20 protein-coding genes are annotated in these 23,640 nt (G+C 64.6%); 1 reads left to right on the top strand and 19 read right to left on the bottom strand.

The window, feature by feature from the left end; genetic code table 11:
- Nucleotides 1-88: 88 nt before the first annotated feature.
- The 5 genes from EN845_RS05590 to EN845_RS05570 form a co-directional block, all read right to left on the bottom strand.
- Nucleotides 89-985 carry a dihydrodipicolinate synthase family protein gene (locus EN845_RS05590; RefSeq protein WP_167531257.1) on the bottom strand — a complete coding sequence of 299 codons (897 nt, stop codon included), beginning with the start codon at nucleotides 983-985 and terminating at the stop codon, nucleotides 89-91.
- A gap of 25 nt (nucleotides 986-1,010) precedes the next feature.
- Nucleotides 1,011-3,086: an ABC transporter ATP-binding protein gene (locus EN845_RS35320; RefSeq protein ID WP_127870910.1), complete on the bottom strand. Its 2,076-nt coding sequence runs from the start codon at nucleotides 3,084-3,086 to the stop codon at nucleotides 1,011-1,013.
- Nucleotides 3,083-3,982, bottom strand: a complete 900-nt coding sequence (gene opp4C, locus EN845_RS05580) for an oligopeptide ABC transporter permease (protein WP_127870909.1) — start codon at nucleotides 3,980-3,982, stop codon at nucleotides 3,083-3,085. The genes EN845_RS35320 and opp4C overlap by 4 nt, the downstream gene beginning before the upstream one ends.
- Complete coding sequence (locus tag EN845_RS05575; protein ID WP_127275910.1) at nucleotides 3,975-4,931, bottom strand: ABC transporter permease; 957 nt, start codon at nucleotides 4,929-4,931, stop codon at nucleotides 3,975-3,977. The genes opp4C and EN845_RS05575 overlap by 8 nt, the downstream gene beginning before the upstream one ends.
- An 86-nt stretch (nucleotides 4,932-5,017) precedes the next feature.
- Complete coding sequence (locus EN845_RS05570) at nucleotides 5,018-6,619, bottom strand: ABC transporter substrate-binding protein (RefSeq protein ID WP_167531256.1); 1,602 nt, start codon at nucleotides 6,617-6,619, stop codon at nucleotides 5,018-5,020.
- Between the two features lie 210 nt (nucleotides 6,620-6,829).
- On the opposite strand from EN845_RS05570, the gene nanR reads away from it, so the two are divergent.
- Nucleotides 6,830-7,540, top strand: a complete 711-nt coding sequence (nanR, locus tag EN845_RS05565; protein ID WP_127870907.1) for a transcriptional regulator NanR — start codon at nucleotides 6,830-6,832, stop codon at nucleotides 7,538-7,540.
- 50 nt (nucleotides 7,541-7,590) lie between these two features.
- Here nanR and EN845_RS05560 read toward each other — a convergent pair whose 3' ends face one another.
- The 14 genes from EN845_RS05560 to uxuA form a co-directional block, all read right to left on the bottom strand.
- On the bottom strand, nucleotides 7,591-8,937 hold the full coding sequence (locus EN845_RS05560; protein WP_127870906.1) for an FAD-binding oxidoreductase: 1,347 nt from the start codon (nucleotides 8,935-8,937) through the stop codon (nucleotides 7,591-7,593).
- A gap of 237 nt (nucleotides 8,938-9,174) precedes the next feature.
- Nucleotides 9,175-10,020, bottom strand: coding sequence for an SMP-30/gluconolactonase/LRE family protein (locus tag EN845_RS05555; protein ID WP_127870905.1), 846 nt, complete (start codon nucleotides 10,018-10,020; stop codon nucleotides 9,175-9,177).
- Between the two features lie 3 nt (nucleotides 10,021-10,023).
- Nucleotides 10,024-11,817 (bottom strand): CoA-transferase, encoded by a 1,794-nt coding sequence (locus EN845_RS05550; protein ID WP_127870904.1) that lies wholly within the window; start codon nucleotides 11,815-11,817, stop codon nucleotides 10,024-10,026.
- Nucleotides 11,814-12,830, bottom strand: coding sequence for a hypothetical protein (locus EN845_RS05545; protein ID WP_127870903.1), 1,017 nt, complete (start codon nucleotides 12,828-12,830; stop codon nucleotides 11,814-11,816). Before EN845_RS05545 ends, EN845_RS05550 begins: the two co-directional genes overlap by 4 nt.
- A complete protein-coding gene (locus EN845_RS05540; RefSeq protein ID WP_127870902.1) occupies nucleotides 12,827-13,615 on the bottom strand; it encodes an enoyl-CoA hydratase/isomerase family protein in 789 nt (262 codons plus the stop codon). The genes EN845_RS05545 and EN845_RS05540 overlap by 4 nt, the downstream gene beginning before the upstream one ends.
- Nucleotides 13,616-13,617: 2 nt before the next feature.
- A complete protein-coding gene (locus tag EN845_RS05535; RefSeq protein WP_127870901.1) occupies nucleotides 13,618-14,823 on the bottom strand; it encodes a CaiB/BaiF CoA-transferase family protein in 1,206 nt (401 codons plus the stop codon).
- 18 nt (nucleotides 14,824-14,841) lie between these two features.
- The gene (locus tag EN845_RS05530; protein ID WP_127870900.1) at nucleotides 14,842-15,627 is read right to left on the bottom strand and encodes an SDR family oxidoreductase; all 786 of its coding nucleotides are present in this window, start codon (nucleotides 15,625-15,627) and stop codon (nucleotides 14,842-14,844) included.
- Nucleotide 15,628: 1 nt separating this feature from the next.
- Nucleotides 15,629-16,621 (bottom strand): ABC transporter permease, encoded by a 993-nt coding sequence (locus EN845_RS05525; protein ID WP_127870899.1) that lies wholly within the window; start codon nucleotides 16,619-16,621, stop codon nucleotides 15,629-15,631.
- A 4-nt stretch (nucleotides 16,622-16,625) separates the two neighbouring features.
- Nucleotides 16,626-18,158: a sugar ABC transporter ATP-binding protein gene (locus EN845_RS05520; protein ID WP_127870898.1), complete on the bottom strand. Its 1,533-nt coding sequence runs from the start codon at nucleotides 18,156-18,158 to the stop codon at nucleotides 16,626-16,628.
- Complete coding sequence (locus EN845_RS05515; protein WP_127870897.1) at nucleotides 18,148-19,131, bottom strand: ABC transporter permease; 984 nt, start codon at nucleotides 19,129-19,131, stop codon at nucleotides 18,148-18,150. Before EN845_RS05515 ends, EN845_RS05520 begins: the two co-directional genes overlap by 11 nt.
- A 69-nt stretch (nucleotides 19,132-19,200) precedes the next feature.
- Complete coding sequence (locus EN845_RS05510) at nucleotides 19,201-20,232, bottom strand: sugar ABC transporter substrate-binding protein (RefSeq protein ID WP_127278950.1); 1,032 nt, start codon at nucleotides 20,230-20,232, stop codon at nucleotides 19,201-19,203.
- A 27-nt stretch (nucleotides 20,233-20,259) separates the two neighbouring features.
- Complete coding sequence (locus tag EN845_RS05505; protein WP_127870896.1) at nucleotides 20,260-21,111, bottom strand: IclR family transcriptional regulator; 852 nt, start codon at nucleotides 21,109-21,111, stop codon at nucleotides 20,260-20,262.
- Entirely contained in the window at nucleotides 21,111-22,253 is a 1,143-nt protein-coding gene (locus EN845_RS05500; protein ID WP_127870895.1) for an extracellular solute-binding protein, read from the bottom strand. Before EN845_RS05500 ends, EN845_RS05505 begins: the two co-directional genes overlap by 1 nt.
- 119 nt (nucleotides 22,254-22,372) lie before the next feature.
- On the bottom strand, nucleotides 22,373-23,557 hold the full coding sequence (gene uxuA / locus EN845_RS05495; RefSeq protein ID WP_127870894.1) for a mannonate dehydratase: 1,185 nt from the start codon (nucleotides 23,555-23,557) through the stop codon (nucleotides 22,373-22,375).
- Nucleotides 23,558-23,640 lie beyond the last annotated feature (83 nt).

Below are 23,640 nucleotides of genomic sequence, written 5' to 3'. Positions count from 1 at the left end.
AATCTCGACCTGCGCGGACATGACGCGCGACCATCGCGCAGATCGGCACTCAGCGTGGCACCGCTTTATCAGTAACGGGAGCCGCGGCTCACGCCAGCCACTCCTTGATCGCCGGGCGAGCGAGAACGGCACGCATGCGGTCCTCGGCGTCGGCGACAGCCAGTGTCATCGGGGCACGGGTCGGACCGCAATCGACGCCGATGACGCGGAACGCCGCCTTCATGCCCGGCAGCACACCGGTTTCCAGCACTGCCTCGACGAAATCCTGCGACACCATCTGCAGCGCCTTCGCCTGGCGCAGATCGCCGCCGCGAACGGCCTGATCAATCGCCACGTAGAGCCTGCCGAGCAGATTGTAGGTAGTTCCGATACCACCCTCGGTGCCGAGCATGCCGGCGGCGGCATAGATCTCATCGAAGCCGTAGTAGAACAGCTTCTGCGGCTGCCGCTTGCGCAGCAGGGAATATTTGAACAGGTCGGTGGAGGTGAACTTGATGCCGACGACATTGCTGAGATCGAGCAGCCGGACCAGCAGGGGAAGCGGCAGCGGCCGGCCGGTGCGCAAGGGGATTTCGTAGACGATAAGCGGCAGGTCGGTCGCCGCCGCCAGCGCCTGGTAGTAGCCGAAGACTTCTTCGTCGGAGAACGGGTAGGAATGCGGCGGCAACGCCGACAGCGCGTGATAGCCGAGCTTGCGCGCCTGCCGCGCCAGACGGATGGAATCACGCAGGTTCGGCATGCCGACATGGGCGATCAGCTTGACGCCACTTGAGACCGCGCCGGCGAAGACCACCTCTTGCTGCGCCAACAATTCGTCCACCGTCAGCAGGCCGGATTCGCCGCTGCTGCCACCGACATAGAGGCCTGCCAGACCCTGGCGCAGCACATAGTCGTTGATGTTGCGCTGCCGTTGCGGATCGAACTCGCCGGCATCGCTCAGTCCGGTCATCAGGGCGGCATACATACCCGCCAATTGCTTGGTCATTGGGATCCTCGGTTTTCCAGATTTGTCATGATGTGGCTTCGCCAGCGTGGTGGCAGGCGACGAGATGCTGGCCGGTGCCGGCGGAGCCGAAATCGCGCCGTGCCGGATCGACCTTGGTGCAGATCTCGGTCGCCAGGGGGCAGCGCGGATGGAAATGGCAGCCGGGCGGCGGCTTCGACGGATCGGGCACGCCACCGCCGAGCACGATGCGGCGGCGTGTGCCCCCCGCCTTGGGATCGGGCTCCGGGATCGCCGACAACAGCGCGCGCGTATAGGGATGCAGTGGTGCGCCGAACACCGCTTTCGTGGTGCCGATCTCGACGATGCGGCCGAGATACATCACCGCGACGCGGTCGCTGAGATAGCGGATCATCGACAGATCGTGCCCGACGAACAGATAGGTCAGGCCGAGGCGCGGCTTGAGGTCGTCGAGCAAATTGACGATCTGCGCCTGGATCGAAACGTCGAGCGCCGAGATCGGCTCGTCGGCGATGATGAATTTCGGATTGGCGGCAAGCGCGCGGGCAATGCCGACGCGCTGGCGCTGGCCGCCGGAGAGTTCGAACGGATAGCGGTTGCGCAGCGCTTCCCGGAGACCCACCAGCGCCAGCAATTCGCTGACACGGGCATCGCGCGAGGCGCGGGTGCCGATCTTCTGCGCACGCAACCCTTCGCCGATAATGCGGCCGACGGTCATGCGCGGGTTGAGCGAACCGAACGGGTTCTGGAAAACCATCTGCATGTCGCGGCGGCGCTGCTTCAGCTCCTCGCCTGTCGCGCCCGCATAATTCCTGCCCTCGAAGACAATGCTGCCGGCGCTGGGGCGCTCAAGGCCCAGCACGGCGCGGCCGGTCGTCGATTTGCCGCAGCCGCTTTCGCCGACCAGCGCGAGCGTCTCGCCGCGCATCACCTCGAAGCTGACGCCGTCGACGGCATGCACCGCGCCGACCTGCCGCCTGAGCACGCCGCGCCGGATCGGAAAATGCACCTTGAGATCGGTGACGGTGAGCAGCGCTTCCTGCTTCGGTGCCGTCACGGCCGGCTTGTCAGCGGCGCCGGCGCCCGTGCGCGGCCCCCGTTCCACCTCCCGCCAGCGCCAGCAGGCGACGGTCTGATCGGCACCGGCAGCTTCCAGCGGCGGCCTTGCCTGGCGGCAGCGCGCCTCGGCATGGTCGCAGCGCGGCGCGAAGGCGCAGAAGGTCGGCGCCAGCGTGACATTGGGCGGCGCGCCCTTGATCGGCACCAGCCTGGTGTTGGCCGCCGTCAGCGACGGGATCGAGTTCAACAGGCCGATCGTATAGGGATGCTTGGTTGCCGAAAACAAATCGCCGACCGGCGCGCTTTCGACGATCGAGCCGGCATACATCACCGCGACGCGATCGACGAAGCCGGCGACGAGGCTGAGGTCGTGGCTGATCCAGATGATTGCCATGCCGAGCTGCTTCTGCAGGCGCACGACCAACTCGACGATCTGCGCCTGGATGGTGACGTCGAGCGCGGTCGTCGGCTCGTCGGCGATCAGGATCGACGGTTTGCACACCAGCGCCATGGCGATGCCGATGCGCTGCAACTGGCCGCCCGAGAACTGGTGCGGAAAGGCGCGCATGCGCTGCGGCGCGTTGGCGATGCCGACCAGCGCCAGCATGTCGAGAGCCTGGCGTTCGGCCTCGGCGTCGTTCAGGCCCTGGTGCTCGCGCAGCGCCTCGGTCAGTTGCAGGCCGATGGTCAGCACCGGATTCAGCGACGACATCGGATCCTGGAAGATCATGGCGATGTCGCGGCCGCGTATCTGGCGCAGCTCTCTATCGGGCATGGCCAGGAGATCGCGGCCACGAAACAGCGCCCGGCCCGCGGTGACGCGGCCGGGCGGCTTGCGGATCAGGCCCATCAGCGTCTGCACGGTGACCGATTTACCGGAGCCGCTCTCGCCGACGATCGCCAGCGACTCGCCCTCGGCAAGGTCGAAGGAGACGTCGTTGACGGCATAGACGGAATTGCCGCTCGGGCCAAATTCGACGCTCAGCCCCTGCACCGAAAGCACCGCCTGCTGCCCGATCCCCTTCGCGGCCCTGCCGACGGCAAGCGTGTCGGCGCCGATCATTTGCCACCCATGATGTGCTGCGGGTCGAGCGCATCGCGCAGGCCGTCGCCGACGAAGTTGATGCTGAGTACGGCCATGGCGATCATCGCGCCGGGCGGGATCCACATCCAGGGCTGGCTCTCCAGGATCGACAGCGTGCGGGCGTCGCGCAGCATGTTGCCCCAACTGGCGGCCGGCGCCTGCGCGCCAAGGCCGAGGAAGGAGAGCGAAGCTTCGAGCAGTATGACGGTCGCCACGTCGAGCGTGATCGCCACCAGGATTGGGCTGAGCATATTGGGCAGGATGTGTTCTAGGATGATGACCGGGGGCGAGGTGCCGAGCGAGCGCGCGGCCAGGATGAATTCCTGGTTGCGCAAGGCCAGGATCTCACCACGCGTCAGGCGGGCGATGGAAGGCCAGCTGAGCAGTCCGATCACCACCATGGTGTTGAAGATGCTGGGCCCGACGACCGCGACGAAGGCAATGATGATGACCAGGCGCGGGAAGGTCAGCACCATGTCGATCAGGCCCATCAGCAGGAGGTCCACCTTGCCGCCGAAATAGCCGGCGACGCAGCCGATGAAGATGCCGATCGCCGCCGAGATCGCCACGGCGACGAAGCCGACCGTCAGCGATATGCGGCCGCCATAGAGGATGCGGGCGAAGATGTCGCGGCCGGTGCCGTCCGTGCCCAGCCAGTGCATGCCGCCAGGCGGCTGGTTGCGACCTCTGAGATCGATTTCGTTGGGGCCGTAATGGGCGATCAGCGGCGCCAGCACGCAGGCGAGCACGATAATGGCGAGCATGATCAGGCCGAGCGTTGCCAGGCGGTGGTTGAGGAAGCGGCGCGCCGCCTCGCCCCACAGGCCGCGCGATGCGCCGGCGGCGATCGTCATGTCGAGGGCGGCGTCAGTCATAGCTCACCCTGGGGTCGAGCACGCTGTAGGCGAGGTCGGTGCCGAGATTGGCCAGCATGACGATGATGGCGGTGATCAGCACGTAGCCCATGATCACGGGACTATCCCTGTTCACCACGGAATCGATGAACATCAGGCCGATGCCTGGCCACTGGAAAATGGTCTCGATCACCACCGAGCCGCCGAACAGCGTCGGCAGCGCCAGGCCGAAGACGGTAACCAGCGGGATCAGCGCGTTGCGCAGGCCGTGGCGCAACGTGATGGTGCGGGGCTTGAGGCCCTTGGCCTTGGCGGTGCGCATATAGCTCTGGTTCAGCACTTCGAGCATGCCGGCGCGGGCATAGCGCATGAAGATCGCGGCACGGAACAACGCAAGTGCGGCCGCGGGCAGGACGAGGTGCCTGAGATTGTCGAGGAGCGAGAAGTTTTCACCAGCCGTGGAAATGCCCGACGACGGCAGCCAGCGCAGCTCCAGGGCAAAGACGTAGACGAGCAGCAGTCCCATGAAGAAGTCCGGGATCGAGACGCCGACAAAGCCGGCAAGCGTCAGCGAATAGTCGGTGAGCTTGTATTGCCTGAGCGCCGAGATCACGCCCAGCGTGGTGCCGATGACGAAAGCGACGAGCAGTGCGACGCCCATCAGTTCCAGCGTCATCGGCAACCGCTCGACGATGATGTCGCCGACACTGCGGCCATTGACGAAGGAGCGGCCGAGATTGCCGTGCAGGATCTGGCCGATCCAGTGGAGGTACTGGATGTAGACCGGCTGGTCGAGGCCGAGTTCGCCGCGCCGCATGGCAATCAGTTCCTCGCTCGACGGCGCCTCCGCCGTGATCATCGCCAGCACCGCGTCACCCGGCATGGCATGCGCGATGGCGAAGACGATCACGGTGACGCCGAACAGCACCGGGATGCTGAGCAAGAGTTTGCGCAGGAGATAGCTGAGCACCGGCCTCTCCTATGGCTGAAGGCGGTTCTGAGACAACGGATCGGGAGGCTCGGTCAGAGCCCCACGACCGGCAAGGCTATCCGCGGCTATTTCGCCACCTCCCATTTCTCGACTTCGTTGTAGACGGGGTGGTTGAAGATCACGAGCGGCTGTTGCTTGAAGTGCTGGGCGAGGCCGACGATGCGGTTGTTGAAGGCGAGCGGCCGCACCTCGTTCCAAAGCCAGGCCTTGGGCAGGTCCTGGTTGAGGATGCGCGAGGCCTCCTGATAGCTCGCGGCGCGTGTGGCGCGGTCGTTTGACTCCAGACCCTTGTTGAACAGCTCATCGACCTTGGGGTTGCAGTAGCCCATGGCGAGCGGCTTGGCGCCGCAGACCACCAGGGGCGAGCCGAGCGAGGGGTCGAGCCCCATGCCTTGCGCGAAGAAGCCCATCTGGAAGCTGCCGTCGGCATAGACCTGGTTGATCGCCGCCGGATCGAGCAGGCGCGGCTGGATGTTGACGCCGACGGCGGCCAGATAACTCTGGATGGCGGTGACGGTGTCGACGTTCATCTGGTCGGAATAGTAGTAGATGAAATCGACCGGCTGGCTCGCATCCCAGCCCGCGTCGGTAAGCAACTGCTTGGCCTTGTCGGGATTGTAGTCGTAGGGTTCGAGGTCCTTGGCGCGCGCCCAATCCTGCGGGAACAGCGTGTTCAACAGTTCGCCGGCGCCCTGCTTGACGGTGTCGATGATCGCCTTGCGGTCGATGGCATAGAGCATCGCCTGGCGCACGCGCACATCAGCGAAGCGCTTGTTCTCCAGATTGAACTGCAGATAGGTCGGCAAGCCGGCGGAGAATTTCGGCAGCACCGTCAGATAGTCGAGCTTCTGCAGGCGGGGCAGTTCGGAGATCGGCACGCCGCCGCCCTCATAGGACATGGCGTCGACCTCCTGCGTCTCGAGCGCGGCGATAATCGGCGGCACGTCCTTGTAGATCTGGTAGATGATGCGGTCGAGCTTGGGCGCGCCGAGGAAATAGTCGGGATTGCGGTCGACCTCGACATACTGGTCGCTCTCATACTTCTTCCAGATAAACGGGCCGGTGCCGACCCGATTGACCCAGAACGCATTGCCCTTGACGTCGGCGGGCGCGACCTTGCCCAGGATGTGCTCGGGAAAGATGCTGATGGCGATGAGCTGCAGCTCGACCCAGAGCGGCTTGGCGCTGTCGAGTTCGATCTGCACGGTCGCGTCGTCCAACGCCTTCACCCCGGCAAGCGAGGTGGCCGAGCCATCCTGGAAGGCCTTGTATCCGGCCACGGCGGAAAGCTTCTGCGCCCAGGGCGAACCGACCTTCGGATTGGCGTAGAGATTGAGGCTGAACACCACGTCCTTGGCGGTGAAAGGCGTGCCGTCATGCCATTTAACACCATGGCGCAGGTTGAAGACATAGGTCTTGCCGCCGTCCGCCGTCTTCCAGCTCTCGGCCAGCATCGGCTGCACGCCGTCGCCCGTCCATTTGATGTGGACGAGGCCCTGCAGCACGGTCTCGTCGAGCCGATGGCCGCAGGTGGTGTGCAGCGTGCCCATCTCGATGCAGCCGGTACGCATGGCGGAGCGGAACGTGCCGCCTCCTTCGGCCTTCACGGCACCCGCAGCAAGCATGAGCGCCAGCGCCGGCAAAAGGCTGATCAGAAATCGTCTCATGGAATTCTCCTCCCTTGGATTGTCTCGGCCGGTCGTGGCTGACGTCTGAGCGCCCTTTCTCGCGGTCGTTTGGTCGCGGTTGGGCGTCCGGTCGCTCATTGCAAGCAGCGACCTCCTCCTACCCTTCGGTCGCGCCAAGCCCCAGCGATCCACAACTCCTTGCCCTGTGCTCGCTTGCGGTTATTGGTCTAATAGCTTAAAAGGTACACCATGCACAATATGCCGGTTCGAAAAAAATTGTCCGACGAAGTCCGTCTCCGCCTAGAGGCGATGATCCGGGACGAGATCTATCCGGTCGGCGCTTCGCTGCCGTCCGAGCGCGAGTTGATGTCGATGTTCGATGTCGGGCGCCCCTCGGTGCGCGAGGCGTTGTTTGCGCTGGAAAAGATGGGCCTCGTGCGCATCAACAGCGGCGAGCGGCCCAAGGTGACGCGACCGACGCCGAAGAACATGCTGGAGCAGCTGACGGGCACCGCGCATCTTTTGATGGACCAGCCGGACGGCATCGGTCATTTTGAGCAGTTGCGCCTGTTTCTCGAAGTCTCGATCGCGCGCCATGCCGCGGAGGTGGCGACACGTCCACAGATCGACGCGCTGGCGGCGGCACTTGCCGAAAACGAACGCGCCATTTCACGCGCCCGCGCTTTCGCTCTCACCGACGTCGCCTTTCACCGCGTGCTGACCGCGATCCCCGGCAATCCGATTTTTCTGGCCGCGCACGAAGCGCTGGTGGAATGGCTGATCAACCAGCGCATCCACATGGCCAATACCGAGCTCGAAAACCGCATCAGCTTCGCCGGGCACAAGGCAGTCTTCGAAGCCATCGAGCGGCACGATCCGGAAGCCGCGGGCCAGGCGATGCGGGAGCATCTTGAAAACGCCCGACGCAAGTTCAATCCGGGCCAGTCGAAATCAAACTAATAGAAAGATCGCGGCTATCTACGCCACTCGAAACGTCAGGGCCATCTCGTCTAGAGCGATGGCCCCATCAGGATACGGCTGCCGTCGCTGAACCGGGACAGACGGAACCTGCGAAGGTTGTGTCCAGTCTCGTTGCCCTGGATCAAGTCGGACAGGACGCGGCCCATGCCGGGCCCTATGCCGAAGCCATGGCCACTCATCCCGGTCGCGATGACGAGACCCGGAACCGCTGCGGCGCGATCGACCACCGGCACGACATCCGGCATCGCATCGATCATGCCGGCCCAGCTTGCCCTGAGCGGCACCGCCTCGAATTGTGGGAAGAGCTCCTTGAACCCACGATCGATGGCGTGAAGCGCCCTGGGCTCCGGCACAGGATTGAGAACGCGCATCCGTTCGAACGGGCTTTGCTTGTCGGCATCCCATTTGCGCGGGGTAGACCAGCTGTCGGGATATGCACGAGGCGCCGCCGGCAGGTAGCGCGTACCGAAAGGGTTCGCCTTCAGGGCGGGCAGATATTTCGGTGCGTGACGCAATGCATCCGGCCCGACATAGAGCAGGTGGCTGCCTCCCGCCGCCAGCGTGTATCCACCGTCCTTTCTACGCCGGAAGGCGATACGTTCGTCCGCGGCGGCGCCAGCATGGATTTCCGGCATCGGCGCGGTCGCCGCGACGGTCGTGCGGACACTGAGCTGCGGGATCGAGACGCCATGCGCGCGCAGGAACAGCGACGTCCAGGCACCGCTGGCGACAAGCACGTTCGACGTGGCGATGCGGCCTTTTTCGGTCCAGACCCCGCTGATACGCCCCGCGGAGATATCGAGCATGCGTGCCGCACAGTTCTCGATGATGGTGACACCCTGGCGAGCGGCCAGGCGGGCAAGGGCCGGCACGGCGACCCAGGGCTCGGCGCGCATGTCCGACGGCGTGGTCATGGCACCCTTGAAGGAGCGAGACATGGCTGGGATCAGCTTGGCGGTCTCGCCCTGGTCGAGGAGACGCGTGTCGACGCCATGGGCCTCTGCGACCTTCAGGAACTTGGCGAAATCAGCCATTTCCTTGTCGGTGCGCGCAAGATAGGTCACGCCGGTCTGCATGAGGCCCATGTCCTCGCCGCACTCCTCGGCCAGTTGGCGCCAGAGACGCTGCGCTTCGATGACGATGGGCAGTTCGTCCGCGTCGCGGCCCTGCTGGCGGATCCAGCCCCAATTGCGCGAGGACTGCTCCGCGGCGATGCGCCCCTTCTCCAGCAAAGTCACCGGTATGTTGCGCCGGGCCAGGAACAAGGCCGCGGTCACGCCGATGATGCCACCGCCGACAATGACCACATCCGACGTCTTCGGCAGCGGCGCCTGAAACTGGACCGGACTGGCCTCGGTGAAAGGGAAGATCGTCAAAGGATTATCCTTGTTCATAAGCGTGGCCCGACGCCGATGGCTGGTCATGGTGGCGCGAAAGTCGCAAGCCAAGCACGACGTGCGTCAACGAGCACTACACGACCGGTCTCGAAAATTTGCATGCCAGCTCGATGAAATTGTTGACCACCCGTCGAGGCCGCTTCTCGTCGCCGCGGCCAGGCTTCGAGAACTGAGCCGCGGCCGCCAGTCCATGCCGTGGCGAAATTGGATGATGGTTCAGCTTTCCAGCTCTCGAAGCGCCGTCAGATCGATCTCGGTGATGTGCCAGCGGCCGAGATTCGCCGTGTAGAGTTTGTTGCCCTTGAAGGCGATGTTGGTGGGATGCGCCAGTGTGGTGGCCGCCGGGTCCTCGATCAGCACTTCGAGGCCTCGGTCCGGCCGCCAGCGATAGATGCGGCTTGGCTCGTAGCACGAGATGAACAGCGCGCCGTCAGACGCGAAGGCGAGCCCATCGGGAACATTGTGCACGCCTTCGACGACGACTTTTCGCGGCCCTGCCGTGCCGTCGGCGAGGATCGGCACATGGCTGATGCAGGGCGCGTCGCTCTCCACGACATAGAGGCCGTTGCCATCAGGCGCCATGGCCATGCCGTTGGCGAAGGACATCGCCTCTCGGCACCACAGGCCACCCTCGCCGGTCTTGAGATCGTAGCGGAAGATGCCCGAACGACTGTCTTCGCCGACGCTGTCCGACACGTAGAGCCAGCCCCTGGCCTCATCGACGATCGGATAGTTCGGCACGCGGATGCCGGACGACGCGAAGCGCTCCATGCGACCTGTCGCGGCGTCCCGGCGGAAGATCGCGGCATGCCTGAGATCGCAGGCAAAGCAGTTGCCCGCGCTATCGAAGGCGATGCCGAGCAGAAAGCCATCCGTGCCGCCCATGCGCTCGACCGAACCGCCGTCGGCGGCCAGCCGCAGGAGGTCACCTGTCTCGGTGCCGCACCAGATCGAGCCATCCCGGTGGACCGCCACGCCCTCAGGATGCGCGACGCGCGGGCTGGTGAAGATGCCGTCGAAGAAGACGCGCGCGGCCGACATGTCGAGCAACGGCTTTGGCATGGATCAGCTCCTTGCGGTGAACGACCTCTGCTGTGCAGCTATACAGCGCTCGACCATGACGCGGTCCGCGGCGAGGATTTCCGCGATCAGCGCGCCGCGCTCCTTGGCACTGACGAATTCCAGGCGGCGCAAGCCGAGCGGATCGATGCGATTGCGCAGGACGGCGAGCGTATCGCTGGAAGGCAGCGGGACCTCGCGGCAATCGGCATCGAAGGTCACCGCAAATCCGGTGGCGTCGCGGATCTGCGGCTGCGTGGTACCAGGCATTGTCTCGATGACGATCAATTCCCGGGATATCTGGTCGAGCCGGAAGATGCAGAGGTCGGTGAAGACCAGCGCCTTGCCGGTGCGATAGCCCATCGGCTCGCGCTCGGCCGGCGTCAGCAGCCCGCGTGCGGAACTGACGATCTCGACCCCCTCGACCAGCGACTGGGCCGAATGGCGGGGAACGTAGAGCAAATAGTCGCGATGCATGTTGGCGACATCGGCCATGCCGCCCTGCCCAGGCAACCGGATCAGTCCGCCGCTTGGCTTGCGCAGCGCGATGGTGTTGACGCGGCCGCGCCGGTCGACCTGGGCTGCGCCGACGATCTCATGCGTCACGGCACCGGCCTGGTAGTAGGTCGAATAAGTATCGTCGCCGCCTGCATGCGCCGCCGCCGTCTCGCAATCAAGGCTTTCGATCAGCGACAGGATCATCGGGCTCGGCGCGATGTCGAGATGGCCGCAACTCATCGTCGCGATGATCATGTCCGGCGCGTGCGTTGCCTTGGCCAGCCGGTAGGCGACATTGGCGAGCGGCGAGACGGCGCCGGCACTGGCGAAGCTTTCATTGTCGAGTTCGGCCGCGATTCTTGCGGCGATGATCTCGTCGACGGATGCTTTCCTGTCGCCATGCACGAGACCAGGCATCGCGAGGACAGTCTCGGCGCTGACTTTCGCAGCTTGTTGGAGCGGCTCCGGCACGCCTTCCGGGGGCATGCGCAGATTGTCCGCCAGGGCTGCGTCCTTGGCCGCGAACGCCTCCGACAATGCCGGATAGTCCGTGACGTAGAATGGCAGGCAGGATGCCGGATGAGCGCCGCCCGGCGCCAGCGCTATGGCCGAGACCTGATTGCGGGTGAGGATGTTCTGGCGGCCGTCCTGCCGCAGCGCCCCGACCGGGACAATTTCCTCGACCGTGACCAGCACCTTGCGGGCAGCGCCGGCCATGGCGAAGTCCAGGGCACGCGGCCCGATAATCTGCACATTGCCGCTTTCGTCGGCGCGCTGGGCATGGACGACGAACGTATCGAGCCGCAGCGGCGGGATAGATCCCGTATCTGTTCCGGTCACCGGGTCAGGCCTGGCGCTCGCGCCCGGCACGCGCGCCAGCATGTCCGATCCCAGTGGCAGTTGGAACGGCATCGACGGCAGGTTCTGCTGCGCCGCCCGCAGCGCCTGGATCATGGCGAGTGCCGTCCAGTCGCGAACCGGGATTGCGCCGGCCTCGGCGGCCGCGCGGAACCTCGGCGGCAACCCAAATATGTCGAGACTGGAAAAACAGAGATCGATTTTCGCAACGGCATTTGCTTCGAGCAGCAGTTCAAGCGGCAAGCCGCCAGCCCAGCAGACGTAGTGCAAGTCCTTGACGCCGGAACGCGCGACAGCGCGCAGCAAGGCGATCGGCAGCCGGGCGAAATGGTGGCCGCCGACGCCAAGCGAGTCGCCATGGCCGACCATCGCGGCCAATCCCTCGATATTGGTGAAGCGCGGCCGGTTCGGTTTGACCAGGGACGTCTCGGAACTGTTCCTCATAGCGCGGATGCCTCGATGCGGTAGCGGGTCACGAACGGCTTTTCGGGCGAGAATTCCAGCGCCGTCGCAATGCCGGATTGCGCGATCGGATTGTCGGCCAGGGCGGTTGCCGGGCCGAGGCCGAAGGGCGAGCAGATCGGCTCGATGCCGATGGCGACATGACGCCCATTCCAAGGGGCGGCCTTGCGGCCGCGATTGGAGTACCACAGCAGGAGGCTCGGGAAATGCGCCTTTTGCCAGGAGAGTTTTATGCGATAGCCCTCCGCGTGGTTGGCAAGCGCCGCGGTGCCGTCCAGCCCTTCGATCTGCAGCAATTCCTCGGTATCGGCGGTGAGCGGCAATCGCGAGGCGTCGGCCGTGCCGCCGGCGCGCGCGGGCACGCTGGTGAGGTCGGTGAAGGATTTGCCGCGGGCAAAGAGTTCCGCCCCGGGTTCGACGTCATGCGGGTAAGTGCGGCCTTCATCGAAGCGGCCGAGCTCCAGCGTCGCGGCGCCTGTCTCGAACGGCAGCCGGAAAACCGGATGCAGGCCGATCGGCAGGCGGCAGGCACGGCGGACGACGATCCTGAACTCAATGTCGATGGCCGGCGCCGATGGTTCGGGCATTATCGTCCGTTCGACGCGCGCGACCGGGCTTGCCTGCGGGTAGTTGAGAGCCAGCGACAGTGACCCGTTCTCGCTCTCGCACCAGGTCCAGTCATGGCTGGAACTGTGGCCGTGGACTTCCTCGTCCGGAGCCGGCGGCCCCATGACACCCGCCCAGGTCCCGGGCCATCCCTCGGTGGGCACCGAATAGCCGAAGGGCACGCAGGGCCATTCGCCGCGCAGCTTGCGCAGGATGCCCGGCAGTGCCTCCGTGCCGGGTTCGTTCGACCACGGCGCGATGTGCATCGGCGAGACCTGCCTGCCGTCCTGCAGAATGAAAGTAACCGGCGCCAGCATGGCGCCGAGCCGCTGCACGGTCAGCGCGCCGTGCGCCCAACCCAGTCCGCGATAGTCGTCGCCGCCCTTCACGGCCCGGCCTTCTTCACCTTCGCGATGCTCCTCTCGGCGAACTCCCTGACGCGCCGCTGGCCGATCTCGCCGCGGTAGAGGTCGCCTAATATGTCGCGCTCCATGGCGAGACCGGCAGCCAGATCGCCCGCCACGGCATGCGCCGTCAGCCTCTTCAACCCTTCGATCGCGGCGGCGGGTTCGGCGGCGATCATTCCGGCCAGTTCCAGCGCGCGCGGCATCAAACTGTCGACGTCGACGATCTCGTTGACCAGGCCGGCAGTGACGAATTCGGACGCCGGCACGATCGCGCCGGTCATCAGCAGAAAATTGGCGCGGTTGCGGCCGAGCTTGGCGACGCTGCGCTGCGTGCCGCCGCCGCCGGGGATCAGCCCGAGCTTGATCTCCGGCAGGCCGAGCTTGGCGAACTGGTTGGCGATGACGAAGTCGCAGCACAGCACGACTTCCATGCCGCCGCCCAGCGCAAAGCCATTGACCGCCGCGATCACCGGCTTTGCATTGTTCTCGATCGCCGCGTACATGCGCGTGCCGGCGGCCTGGAAAATGTCGAACTCCGGGCCGGTCTGCGCGGCATATTCCTTGATGTCGGCGCCGGCCATGAAGCCGCGCCCCTCGCCGGTCACCACGATCGCACCGACGCCCTCGTCGCCGGACAGCGCCTCGAAGGCTTCGGTGATCTCACCTTGCATCAGCCGGTTCATGGCGTTGAGCTGGTCGGCCCGGCGGAAAGTGACGACCGCGACGCGGCTTGATATTTCAACCGTGAGTGTCTGGTAGGCGCGCATCGTCAGGCCGCATCCACGGTCATGTCGCCGGATGCTTCCAGCGCTGCGATCTCATCCTTCGAGAGACCGAACTCGGCCAGGATCTCGCGGCCATGCTGGCCGACCAGCGGCGCGGGCCGCTCGATGGTCGCCGGCGTCTCGCTCATCTTCACCGCCGGTGCCACCACCCGCACCTTGCCGCCGCGCGGATGATCGTAGCTGGTGATCATGCCCATATGCGTGACCTGCGGATCCTCGGCCGCGCGGCGGATGTCCTTCACCTCCGCGCACCAGATGTCGGCTGCCAGCAGCCGCGCCAACAGATCCTGCGTAGCGAACTTTTTGGTCTCGGCATTGACCTTTTCGAACACCTCGTCGCGCTTGTCGAACAGGGTCTTGAGGTCGTCGTAGACGGCAAGCTGTGGCGCCCGCAGCACCTCGTACAGCGTCTTGAACGGGCTCATGGCGATCGAGATGTAGCCGCCGTCGCTGGTCTCGTAGATGCCGAAGGGCGCCTGCATGCCGGGATGGCCGATGCCGGAATTCGGCCGCACGAAATCCTCGCCGAGATTGAGCACGGCGACATATTCCTGGTTGAGATGCGCCAAAAGACCGGCCAGCAGATTGACCTCGATCTTCTGGCCCTTGCCTGTCTTCTCGCGATAATAGAGCGCCGACAGGATGCCATAGACCATGTTCATGGCGCCGATCTGGTCGGCGAGGCCCGCGCCGGCGGGAACCGGAGCCTGGTCGCCGCGGCCGGTGTTGGCGATCAGCCCTGCCAACCCCTGGATCAGCATGTCCTGACCGGGGCGCTCGACATAGGGTCCCTCCTCGCCATAGCCCGACCCGGAGCAGTAGATGACGCGCGGATTGACAGCCTTGAAGTCCTCATAGCCGTAGCCGAGCTTGGCCAGCACGCCGGGACGGAAATTCTGCACGACGACGTCGGCGCTCTTCGCCATCTCCATGATGATGGCATGTACCTTGCGGCTCTTCAGGTTCAGCGCGATCGAGCGCTTGTTGCGGTTCCAGGCGAGGAAGTTGGGGCTCTCCGAGCCGCCCACCCATTTAGCGAAGAATGTCATGCCACGGAACATGTCGCCGGCGCCGGCGCGCTCGATCTTGATGACATCGGCGCCCATGTCGCCCAGCAGTTGCGTGGCGAACGGCCCCTGCAGCAGATGGCTGAAGTCGAGGATGCGGACGCCTTCGAGGGCCTTGTTCATGTCATGTCTCTTTGTGTTTCAAAGCAGTTCGGGAACGTAGCGCGGGGCGGCGGTCAGGCCGCCATCGACGCGCAGGTCGGTGCCGGTGGTGAAGCCGGCTGCATCGGAGGCGAGATAGACGGCGGCTTCGGCAACCTCGGACGGCTCGCCTATGCGGCCGAGCGGATGCATCTTGACCCAGGCCTTGGCGAGGTTGCCGCCAATCTCCTTGATCAGCTTGTCGTTCATCGGCGTGTTGATGGTGCCCGGCGAGATCGAATTGACGCGGATGTTCATCGGGCCGAACTCGACCGCCATCTGGCGCGTCATCGCCATCACCGCGCCCTTGGCGCCGGCATAGGCGGTCCAGCCATCCAGCCCGATATGGCCCTGGGCCGAGGCCATGTTGATGATCGAGCCTGATTTCTGCGCGATCATGTGCGGCAGCGCGTATTTGCAGCCGCGAAACACGCTGGTCAGGTTGACCGACATCAGCCGGTGCCATTGTTCGTCGGTCATCTCGTGCACCGGCATGCCGCCAATGGCGATGGCGGCATTGTTGACCAGAATGTCGAGGTGCCCGGTCTTCTTGACGGCACTGTCGATGAGCCCCGAGATATCGGCTTCCTGCGACACATCGCAATGCACATAATCGGCACGGCGGCCGGCCGCGCGCAGCGCGGCGGCGAAATCCTCGCCTGCTTTGTCGGCGATGTCACCGATGAAGACATGCGCGCCTTCGCGCGCCATCGCCTCGGCAATCGCGTGGCCTATGCCGTCGGCCGCACCAGTGATGACGGCGGTTTTTGCTTCGAGACGAGCCATGTCAGCCTCCGTTCGCGCGCCGGCGCTTCGCCTCGTCGAAGGCGACCGCGGCGATGATGATCATGCCGGTGATGACCAGCTGCCACTCGGTCGGCAGGCCAAGCCCGCGCAGGCCATTGGACAGAAACTGGAGGATCAGCACGCCGAGCGCCATGCCGGTCAGGCTGCCGATGCCGCCGGCGAGGCTGACCCCGCCGAGCACCGTTGCCGCGACGACCTGGAATTCGAAATTGAGTCCGGCCGTGTGCTGCGCCGAGCCGACGCGCGCCGCCAGGATGATGCCGGCAACCGCCGCCAACAGCGAACTGATGATGAAGCAGATGAACTTCACCCGCCGGACATCATAGCCGGCAAGGCGCGCGACTTCCTGATTGCCGCCGACGGCATAGATCTGCCGCCCGAACGGCCGGTGCTGCATCATGTAGCCGAAGGCGGCAAGCAGGACGATCGCGATGACCGCCGAATACGGGATGATGTTGAACAGGCGGCCATCCGAGAGCGCGATGAAGCTGTCGAGGCTGGCATTGTCCGGGATCGCGCGCTGGCCGGTGTAGAGATAGACGCCGCCGCGCATGATGAACATCGTTCCCAAGGTCACGATCAGCGAGTTGATGCCGGCATAGGCGGTGAGATAGCCGTTCACCACACCGATGATCAGGCCGAACAGCAGTGCTGCGCTGACGCCGAGCAGCAGCGAGTTGGTGTCGTTCATGATGATGATCAGCGGCAACGCGATGGTCGCGAGCAGCGATCCGATCGAGATATCGACCTCACCGGAGATGAAGACGATGGCGCAGCCGATGCCGGCGGTGAGCGCGAGCGAAGCCTGGCCGAGCACGTTGGTCATGTTGCGCACGGAGAAGAAATTCTCGACCGTGACGGAAAAGAAGACCAGTACCAGGATGAGGCAGACGAACAATGCCAGTTCCTGCCGGGCAAAGAGCCGCGCCAGCAGGGGTTGAGCTTTTGCGGAAGCTATATTGGCAAGGCTCATGGTCTTATCCGATCGCCGCATTGAGGATCTTTTCCTGCGTGGCTTCATCGCGCGACATGATCGCGGTCAGACGGCCCTCGCACATCACGGCGATCCGGTCGGCGAGACCGAGCAGTTCCGGCATTTCCGACGTCATCATGACGACTGCCAGGCCTTCGCCGGCGAGCCGGTCGATCAGCGCGAAGATCTCCGACTTGGCGCCGACATCGATGCCGCGCGTCGGCTCGTCGACGACGATCACCTTCAGGCCGCGCATCAGCCAGCGCGAGATCAGCACCTTCTGCTGATTGCCGCCCGACAGGTTCTTCACCTGCTGGAACAGGCTGGGGGTCTTGATGCGGAAGCGGTCGACATAGTCCTGCACCGCCCGGTGTTCCTTCGCCGTATCGATGAAGCCCATGCGCGCGAAGGCGCCAAGCGAGGCGAGGCTGGCATTCTGGTAGACGGGCAGCTCGCCCATCAGCCCTTCGCTCTTGCGATCCTCGGTGAGCAGGCCGATGCCGAGCCTGACACCGGTGCGCGTGTCATGTGGCGTTAGGCGCTGACCGTCGACGCTGATCGTGCCCGCGGTGATCGGATCATAGCCGACGATCGCCTTGGCGAGTTCGGTGCGGCCCGCGCCCATCAAGCCGAAGAAGCCGAGCACCTCGCCGGCGCGTGCCTCGAAAGACACCTCGTCGAGCTTCCTCGCCGTGCTGAGCTTCTCCACCGACAAGGCAACCTTGCCGCCTGCCGCGCCGCGCTGGCGCGGAAACAGATTGTCGATGCGACGTCCGATCATGTCCTGGATCAGCGTGTCGTTGCTGTGCTCGCCGATCGGTTTGGTCGAGATGTGGCGCCCGTCGCGCAGCACCGTCACCGTGTCGGCGATCTCGAACACCTCGTCGAGCTTGTGGCTGACATAGACCACCGCGATGCCGAGGCTGGCCAGCCGTCGGATGACGGTGAACAGCAGCGAGACCTCGTTCGGCGTCAGCGAGGACGTCGGCTCGTCCATCACCACGACGCGGGCCTCATGAGCGAGCGCGCGGGCGATTTCGACCATCTGCTGCTGGCTGACCGGAAGCGAACCCGTGCGCGCAGCCGGATCGACATTGAAACCGATACGGTTGAACAGGGCGGCTGAATCGGCGCGGATTTTCTTCCAGTCGATCGAGCCCGCCCTGCCGGTCGGATAGCCCTCGAGGAAGATGTTCTCGGCAACCGTGAATTCGGAGATCAACGCAATCTCCTGGAAGACGACCTTGATGCCCTCTTTCAGGCTGTCGCGCGGCGACTGGATATCGACCTCGCGTCCGCGCATGCGAATGGTACCGGCATCCTTGCCATAGACGCCGGCCATGATCTTGATCAGCGTCGACTTGCCGGCGCCGTTCTCGCCCATCAGGGCATGGATCTTGCCGGGCTTCAGGGTGAAGTCGACATTGTCGAGCGCCACGACACCCGGGAAGCGCTTGTCGATGCCGCGCAATTCCAGTGCCGGCGCATCGGTATCGATGGCCGCGCCTTCGCCGGGGTGCAGAAAATCAACGGACATTGGCTCTGTTCCGGATGATGTCGAGATAAGTGGCCAGGATGATGACGACGCCCGGTACCACCATCTGCAGATCCTGGTTCCAGCCGAGGATGATGATGCCGTTGTCGATCACCTTCAGCACCAGCACGCCGAGCAAGGTGCCGAACAGTGAGCCGCGCCCGCCGAGCAGGCTGGTGCCACCGAGGATGACGGCGGCGATGACGGTCAGTTCGAAACCGCGGCCGGCGGTCGGCTGGCCAGCATTCATCAGCGACGAAAGGATCATGCCGGCAACGCCGACGCACAGGCCGGTGACGACGAAGGCAAACAGCTTGAGGCGTTCGGAACGGACGCCGGACAGGCGCACCGCCTTTTCATTGGCGCCCACCGCGTAGAGGTAGCGGCCGAGCGTGGTGAAGCGTAGCGCGACATAGGCAACCACGAAGATCAGCGCGGCCAGGATGACAGGCACAGGCACAGGCCCGACATAGCCGGCGCCGAGATCGGTGAAGCTTGCCAGCTGATTGTGGTTCTGCACCGCCTCGCGCGTGAACAGGTAGACGCCGCCCTGCAGCATCATCATCGTGCCGATGGTGGCGATCAACGAGTTCACCCGGAGCCGGGTGACGACCAGGCCGTTGAACAGCCCGACCCCGCCGGCAAAGGCGAGCGCCGCCAGCATGCCGAGTGCCAGGCTGTGGGTGGAATTCAGCACCGCCATGCCGATGCAGCCGACGAAAGCGAGCGAGGCGCCGACCGACAGGTCGACCTCGGCGGTGATGATGAGCATGGTCATGCCCGAGGCGACGACCAGCACCAGCGCGCATTGGCGCAGGATGGCGATGATGTTGGCTTCCGAATGGAATTGCGGCGCCGCGATCGAGATGGCGATGCACAGCACAGCCAGGATGACGCCCAGCACGAGCTGGCTGCTGCCCAGCAGCTGGCCGCCGATGAAACGCTTCGGTGCGGAGGCGTGTGTAAGCTCGCTCATTTCAGTCCATTCCAGACCATTTGCCTGACACCGCCCTTCCCGCGTCGGGGAAGGGCAGCGTCATCAGGCTTATTGCTTCAGGTCGGCGGAGGTCTTCATGCACTTTGCCGGCGGCTGGAGCGCGTTGACGGCATCCCATTTGATGGTGCGCGTGGTGCCGTCATAATCATAGTACTTCTTCCAGTCGTCGCCGTTCATCGGCGCCGTCGGGCTGACGATGTGCTCGGGCACTTCCTCGTTGTTGAAGAGCTTGACCGCCGCGTCGATGGCGGTGAACCCTTCCTTTTCCGGGAACATCGCGGCCTCGATGCGGTACGATGGTTCGTTCTGCATGGCGTTGATGAAGGCGAGGCCCTCGCCGCCGGTGCCGACCGTCAACAGGCCGTCTTGCGACTTCCCTGCCGCCTTCCAGGCTTGCAGGCCGCCAAGCGAGGACGAGTCGTTGATGCCGTAGATGATGTTGATGTCGGCATTCTTGGCGAGCGCCGCCGAGGAGACTTCGAGCGCACGGTCGGGGTTGCCGCCGCCGTCGAGGTCGTGGACCATGACCGCATCAGGAATGACGGTCTTCAGCCCGTCCATGAAGCCGTGCGAGCGCAGCACCGTGGCCGACAGCAGCGGCAGGCCGACATTCATCACCTTGGCAGTGCCGCCAAGCTTTTCCTTGGCGTATTTGCCGGCTTCTACCCCGGACATGTAGCCCGTATCGTAGTCGCAGATGGCGACCATCGTGGTCATGCCCTTGACCGGGTTGCCTTCCAGCACCACCGGGACGTTGGCGGCCTTGGCCTGTCGCAACAGCGGCACCACGCCTTCCTCGTTGACCGGGGTGATGATCAGCACGTCGACGCCCTTGGCGATGAAGTCTTCGGCCGCGGCGACCTGCTTGGCGATGTCGAGATTGGCGTCCTGCACCTCGACTTCGATCCCGAGTTCCTTGCCGTGAGCCTTCATGCCCTTGATGACGTTCTGATACCACTCATGGGTGGCGTAGTTGGTGACGTAGCCGATGCGCTTGGGCATGTTCTCGGCATGCGCGGTGGCGGCGCCGAGCGCCAGCATGGCGGCTGACGCAAACAGGATTGACTTGGACCAGAGCATTTTCTTCTCCCAGATTTATCGCTTTTGTTAGTCGCTGAACGGGTAGTCCCGCCGTTCCGGGTCGGCACGTAAAGAAGAGGCGGAGTCGGACCAGCCGAGTGCCGCCGATATCTTTTCGGCGGCGGCCTGGGTACGTTCGAAAACGGCTTCGCGGCCGAACCGCGCCGCCTTTTGCGGCAGCAGCGGAACGGTGAGCGCGGCGATGACGGCACCGGTGTGGTCGCGCACCGGCATCGAGATGTTGGTGCAGCCCTCGACGGCCAGCGAGGCGCGCATCTCGTAGCCGAGCCTCGCGACCTCGTTCAGCCGCGCCTCGATTTCAGCCCGACTGCCCTGACCTTCGCCGGCGGCCACGATGCGCTCGACGATCCGGTCGCGCTCGGCCCGGTTCGAATGGGCAAGCAGCACGGCGCCCGAACTGGTTTCGAGGATCGGGAAATGCGACCCCAGCGCCACCGAGTAACGCATCGGCAGCGGGGAATCGATCTGCAGCACCACCAGCGCGTTTTGTCCTTCGCGCACCACCAAGTGGCAGCTTTGGTCGGCATTGGCGGTCAGTTCGCGCATTGCCGGCAGTGCGCATTCGACCAGCCGGTTTACCGGCGGATGCATATGCGCCAGTTCGAACAGCTTCAGCGACAGACGGAAACGGTCCGACTGGGTGCGGAAGATGTAGCCGCGCTTCTCCAGGAGAAGCAGAATGCGGTAGATCTCGTGGATGGAGCGTCCCAGGCCGGCCGCGATCTCGGTCTGGGTCAGCGTCCCGGCACTCGAGGCCATGAACTCCAGAACGTCGAGCGCCTTGTCCACCGCCGGTACGCGATAGCCGTTGCGGCCGGCTTCGCCGTCGTCGAGTGTATCGGCAACGCTGGCGGCCATCACGCAATGCTGCCTTCCGGTTGCCTGGTTTCGCGGTAGAGGCGATTGACGAGGTCAGTAAGGTCGGCCGCCGATACCTCGCCGGCGATGGCGGCCGCCGCATACGGCGCGCATTCGCGGAAGAAGGCGATGAAGCCCGGATGCGTCGGACGCAGATAGGACGACGTGATGGTCCGAAGCGTGGCGCTGAAGAAACCGCCTGAAAGCGCGTTGACCTCAGCGTCTTTCCAGGCGGCGAGCGATCCCGGCTGTCCGCCCGCCTTCACATAATCGCCGCGCTGGTAGTCGGGCGAACACAGGAAGAGCGCATAGTCGATCGCCGCCTGTTTGTGTTTCGACTGGGCGCTGACGCCGATGCCGGCGCCGCCGAGCAAGGCGCCGGCGGAGCCCGGGGTCGGCACGTCGGCAAAGCGCAGATATGGCCCGTCGGTTTTCGCCGCGTAATTCACATAGCCGAAGGCGAACGGCACATAGACCACGTCGTCATGCGCGATCATGTGGTCATAGCAGCGGATCGGGTTGCATTTCGGCGAGTCCGGATGCGACAGCGCTGCCAGCTCCCGCAACTGCGCGATGGCCTGCTCGACCCTTTGCCTGGCGATGAATGGCTCACCGACCTCCTGCGGATGGCCGAGCGTCAGAAGCATGCACATGGCATCCGTCGGGACCGAGGGCAGACCGAGCCATTTGCCGTCCTTGCGCGCAAGCCGGCCGAGTTCCAGCACCTCGTCATGCGTGCGCGGCACCGGCCCGTAGCGCTCCAGCAGGTCAGGGCGATAGGACGCGACCTGGCAGGCGGCATCGATCGGCAGTGCCCATTGACGTCCGTTCCTTTCGTAGGAGCGCCAGGACCCGCCGACTGAATCGTGTTCGAAGAACCGTATTTGCTCCGCCGACAGATGCGCGTCGAACGGCACCATCAGCTCATCCTGCGCGATGTCGCCTATGAAGGGATGGTCGAACACGACCAGATCGTAAGTGCCGAGCACCGGACCGAGCGCGCCCTCGCCGAATTCGTAGAGGCTGCGGCGGTCCCATTCGATTTCGAGGCCGGTATTGCCAGCGCAATAGGGCGCGACGCTGGCGTCCAGCGGACCCCAGCAACGTCGATGATCCCACGCAAGACCGCGCAGCCTTGTCATTTCAGGCAATTCCTCCCTGGAGCCGGGCATGACTGCCCGGCCCGCCGACTAGTAGCAGGTATTTTCACATAGACAAGTAACTTTTACATATGCAAACGGCAGTTCGCCTTCCGATGGCCTCAGGCCAGGCCGAACCGCTCGACGGCGCGCATGATGCCGCGCAGCTCGGCGAGGCCCTTCAGCCGACCGATCAGCGAGTAGCCCGGATTGATCTTTTTCTTGCCGATGTCGTCGGCGAGCAGATGGCCATGATCCGGACGCATCGGGATTCGCCAGTCGGCGCGGCCTTGTTTGCGGCGGCGCGCCTCTTCCTGCATCAAAGCGAGGATGACGTGCGCCATGTCGGTACCACCCTCGAGATGCTCGGCCTCATAGAACGAGCCGTCCTCCTCGATGGTGATGTTGCGCAGATGGACGAAATGGATGCGGTCGGCGAATTCCTTGACCATGGCGACGATGTCGTTGTCGGCGCGCGTGCCGTAGGAACCAGTGCAGAAGGTCAAGCCATTGGCGGGGCTGTCGACAGCGTTGAGGATGAAACGCGCATCCTCGGCCGTCGAAACGACGCGCGGCAGGCCATAGAGCGAGAATGGCGGATCGTCGGGGTGGATGCACATGCGCACCCCCGCCTCTTCAGCCGCCGGAATGATCTCGCGCAGGAACCAGGCGAGGTTGTCGCGCAGTTCCTTCGGCCCGATCGCATCGTATTCCGCCAGGGCCTCGCGAAAACTGTCCCTGTTATAGCTGCGCTCCGTTGCCGGCAGGCCGGCGATCAGGTTGCGCTCGATCTGGTCGATCTGCTCCGGCGTCAGCGCCTTCAGGCGTTGCTCGGCCTCGGCGATACGCGCCGGCGTGTAGCTTGCCGCGCCATTCTTGCGCTGCAGGACAAAGAGATCATAGGCGGCAAAGTCGATGGCGTCGAAACGCAAGGCGTAGCCCGTCGTCGGCAGCCGGTAGGCCAGATCGGTACGGGTCCAGTCGACCACCGGCATGAAATTGTAGCAGATCGTCGCGATGCCGGCCTTGGCGAGCGCGCGGATGCTGTCGCGATAATAGCCGGCATAGCGCTCGCGCTCCGGCGCGCCGATCTTGAACGAATTGTGGACCGGGATGCTCTCGACAACCGACCAGGTCAGCCCAGCGGCCTCGATGATGCGCTTGCGCTCGAGCACATCGGCCTCGGGCCAGGCCCTGCCGTCATAAATCTGGTGGAGCGCCGAAACCACGCCGGTGGCGCCAGCCTGTTTGACATGCTCGAGCGTCACCGGATCATCGGGACCGTACCAGCGCCAACACTGTTCCATGAAGTCTCCTCACTGTTTGGCGGCGACCATATTGTTGGACCACCATCCTGTCAACAGAACCTTTATTGCCGCTCAAGGTTGAT

The organism is Mesorhizobium sp. M8A.F.Ca.ET.202.01.1.1 (assembly GCF_004791595.1).
Classification (GTDB): domain Bacteria; phylum Pseudomonadota; class Alphaproteobacteria; order Rhizobiales; family Rhizobiaceae; genus Mesorhizobium.
This window is presented reverse-complemented; position numbering and strand designations above follow the sequence as displayed.

What these genes read in the sequence shown, in the direction of transcription:
- EN845_RS05590 (WP_167531257.1), bottom strand. Translation starts at nt 985, where the DNA reads ATGACCAAGCAATTGGCGGGTATGTATGCCGCCCTGATGACCGGACTG.
- EN845_RS35320 (WP_127870910.1), bottom strand. Translation starts at nt 3,086, where the DNA reads ATGATCGGCGCCGACACGCTTGCCGTCGGCAGGGCCGCGAAGGGGATC.
- opp4C (WP_127870909.1), bottom strand. Translation starts at nt 3,982, where the DNA reads ATGACTGACGCCGCCCTCGACATGACGATCGCCGCCGGCGCATCGCGC.
- EN845_RS05570 (WP_167531256.1), bottom strand. Translation starts at nt 6,619, where the DNA reads ATGAGACGATTTCTGATCAGCCTTTTGCCGGCGCTGGCGCTCATGCTT.
- nanR (WP_127870907.1), top strand. Translation starts at nt 6,830, where the DNA reads ATGCACAATATGCCGGTTCGAAAAAAATTGTCCGACGAAGTCCGTCTC.
- EN845_RS05555 (WP_127870905.1), bottom strand. Translation starts at nt 10,020, where the DNA reads ATGCCAAAGCCGTTGCTCGACATGTCGGCCGCGCGCGTCTTCTTCGAC.
- EN845_RS05550 (WP_127870904.1), bottom strand. Translation starts at nt 11,817, where the DNA reads ATGAGGAACAGTTCCGAGACGTCCCTGGTCAAACCGAACCGGCCGCGC.
- EN845_RS05540 (WP_127870902.1), bottom strand. Translation starts at nt 13,615, where the DNA reads ATGCGCGCCTACCAGACACTCACGGTTGAAATATCAAGCCGCGTCGCG.
- EN845_RS05535 (WP_127870901.1), bottom strand. Translation starts at nt 14,823, where the DNA reads ATGAACAAGGCCCTCGAAGGCGTCCGCATCCTCGACTTCAGCCATCTG.
- EN845_RS05530 (WP_127870900.1), bottom strand. Translation starts at nt 15,627, where the DNA reads ATGGCTCGTCTCGAAGCAAAAACCGCCGTCATCACTGGTGCGGCCGAC.
- EN845_RS05525 (WP_127870899.1), bottom strand. Translation starts at nt 16,621, where the DNA reads ATGAGCCTTGCCAATATAGCTTCCGCAAAAGCTCAACCCCTGCTGGCG.
- EN845_RS05520 (WP_127870898.1), bottom strand. Translation starts at nt 18,158, where the DNA reads ATGTCCGTTGATTTTCTGCACCCCGGCGAAGGCGCGGCCATCGATACC.
- EN845_RS05515 (WP_127870897.1), bottom strand. Translation starts at nt 19,131, where the DNA reads ATGAGCGAGCTTACACACGCCTCCGCACCGAAGCGTTTCATCGGCGGC.
- EN845_RS05510 (WP_127278950.1), bottom strand. Translation starts at nt 20,232, where the DNA reads ATGCTCTGGTCCAAGTCAATCCTGTTTGCGTCAGCCGCCATGCTGGCG.
- EN845_RS05505 (WP_127870896.1), bottom strand. Translation starts at nt 21,111, where the DNA reads ATGGCCGCCAGCGTTGCCGATACACTCGACGACGGCGAAGCCGGCCGC.
- EN845_RS05500 (WP_127870895.1), bottom strand. Translation starts at nt 22,253, where the DNA reads ATGACAAGGCTGCGCGGTCTTGCGTGGGATCATCGACGTTGCTGGGGT.
- uxuA (WP_127870894.1), bottom strand. Translation starts at nt 23,557, where the DNA reads ATGGAACAGTGTTGGCGCTGGTACGGTCCCGATGATCCGGTGACGCTC.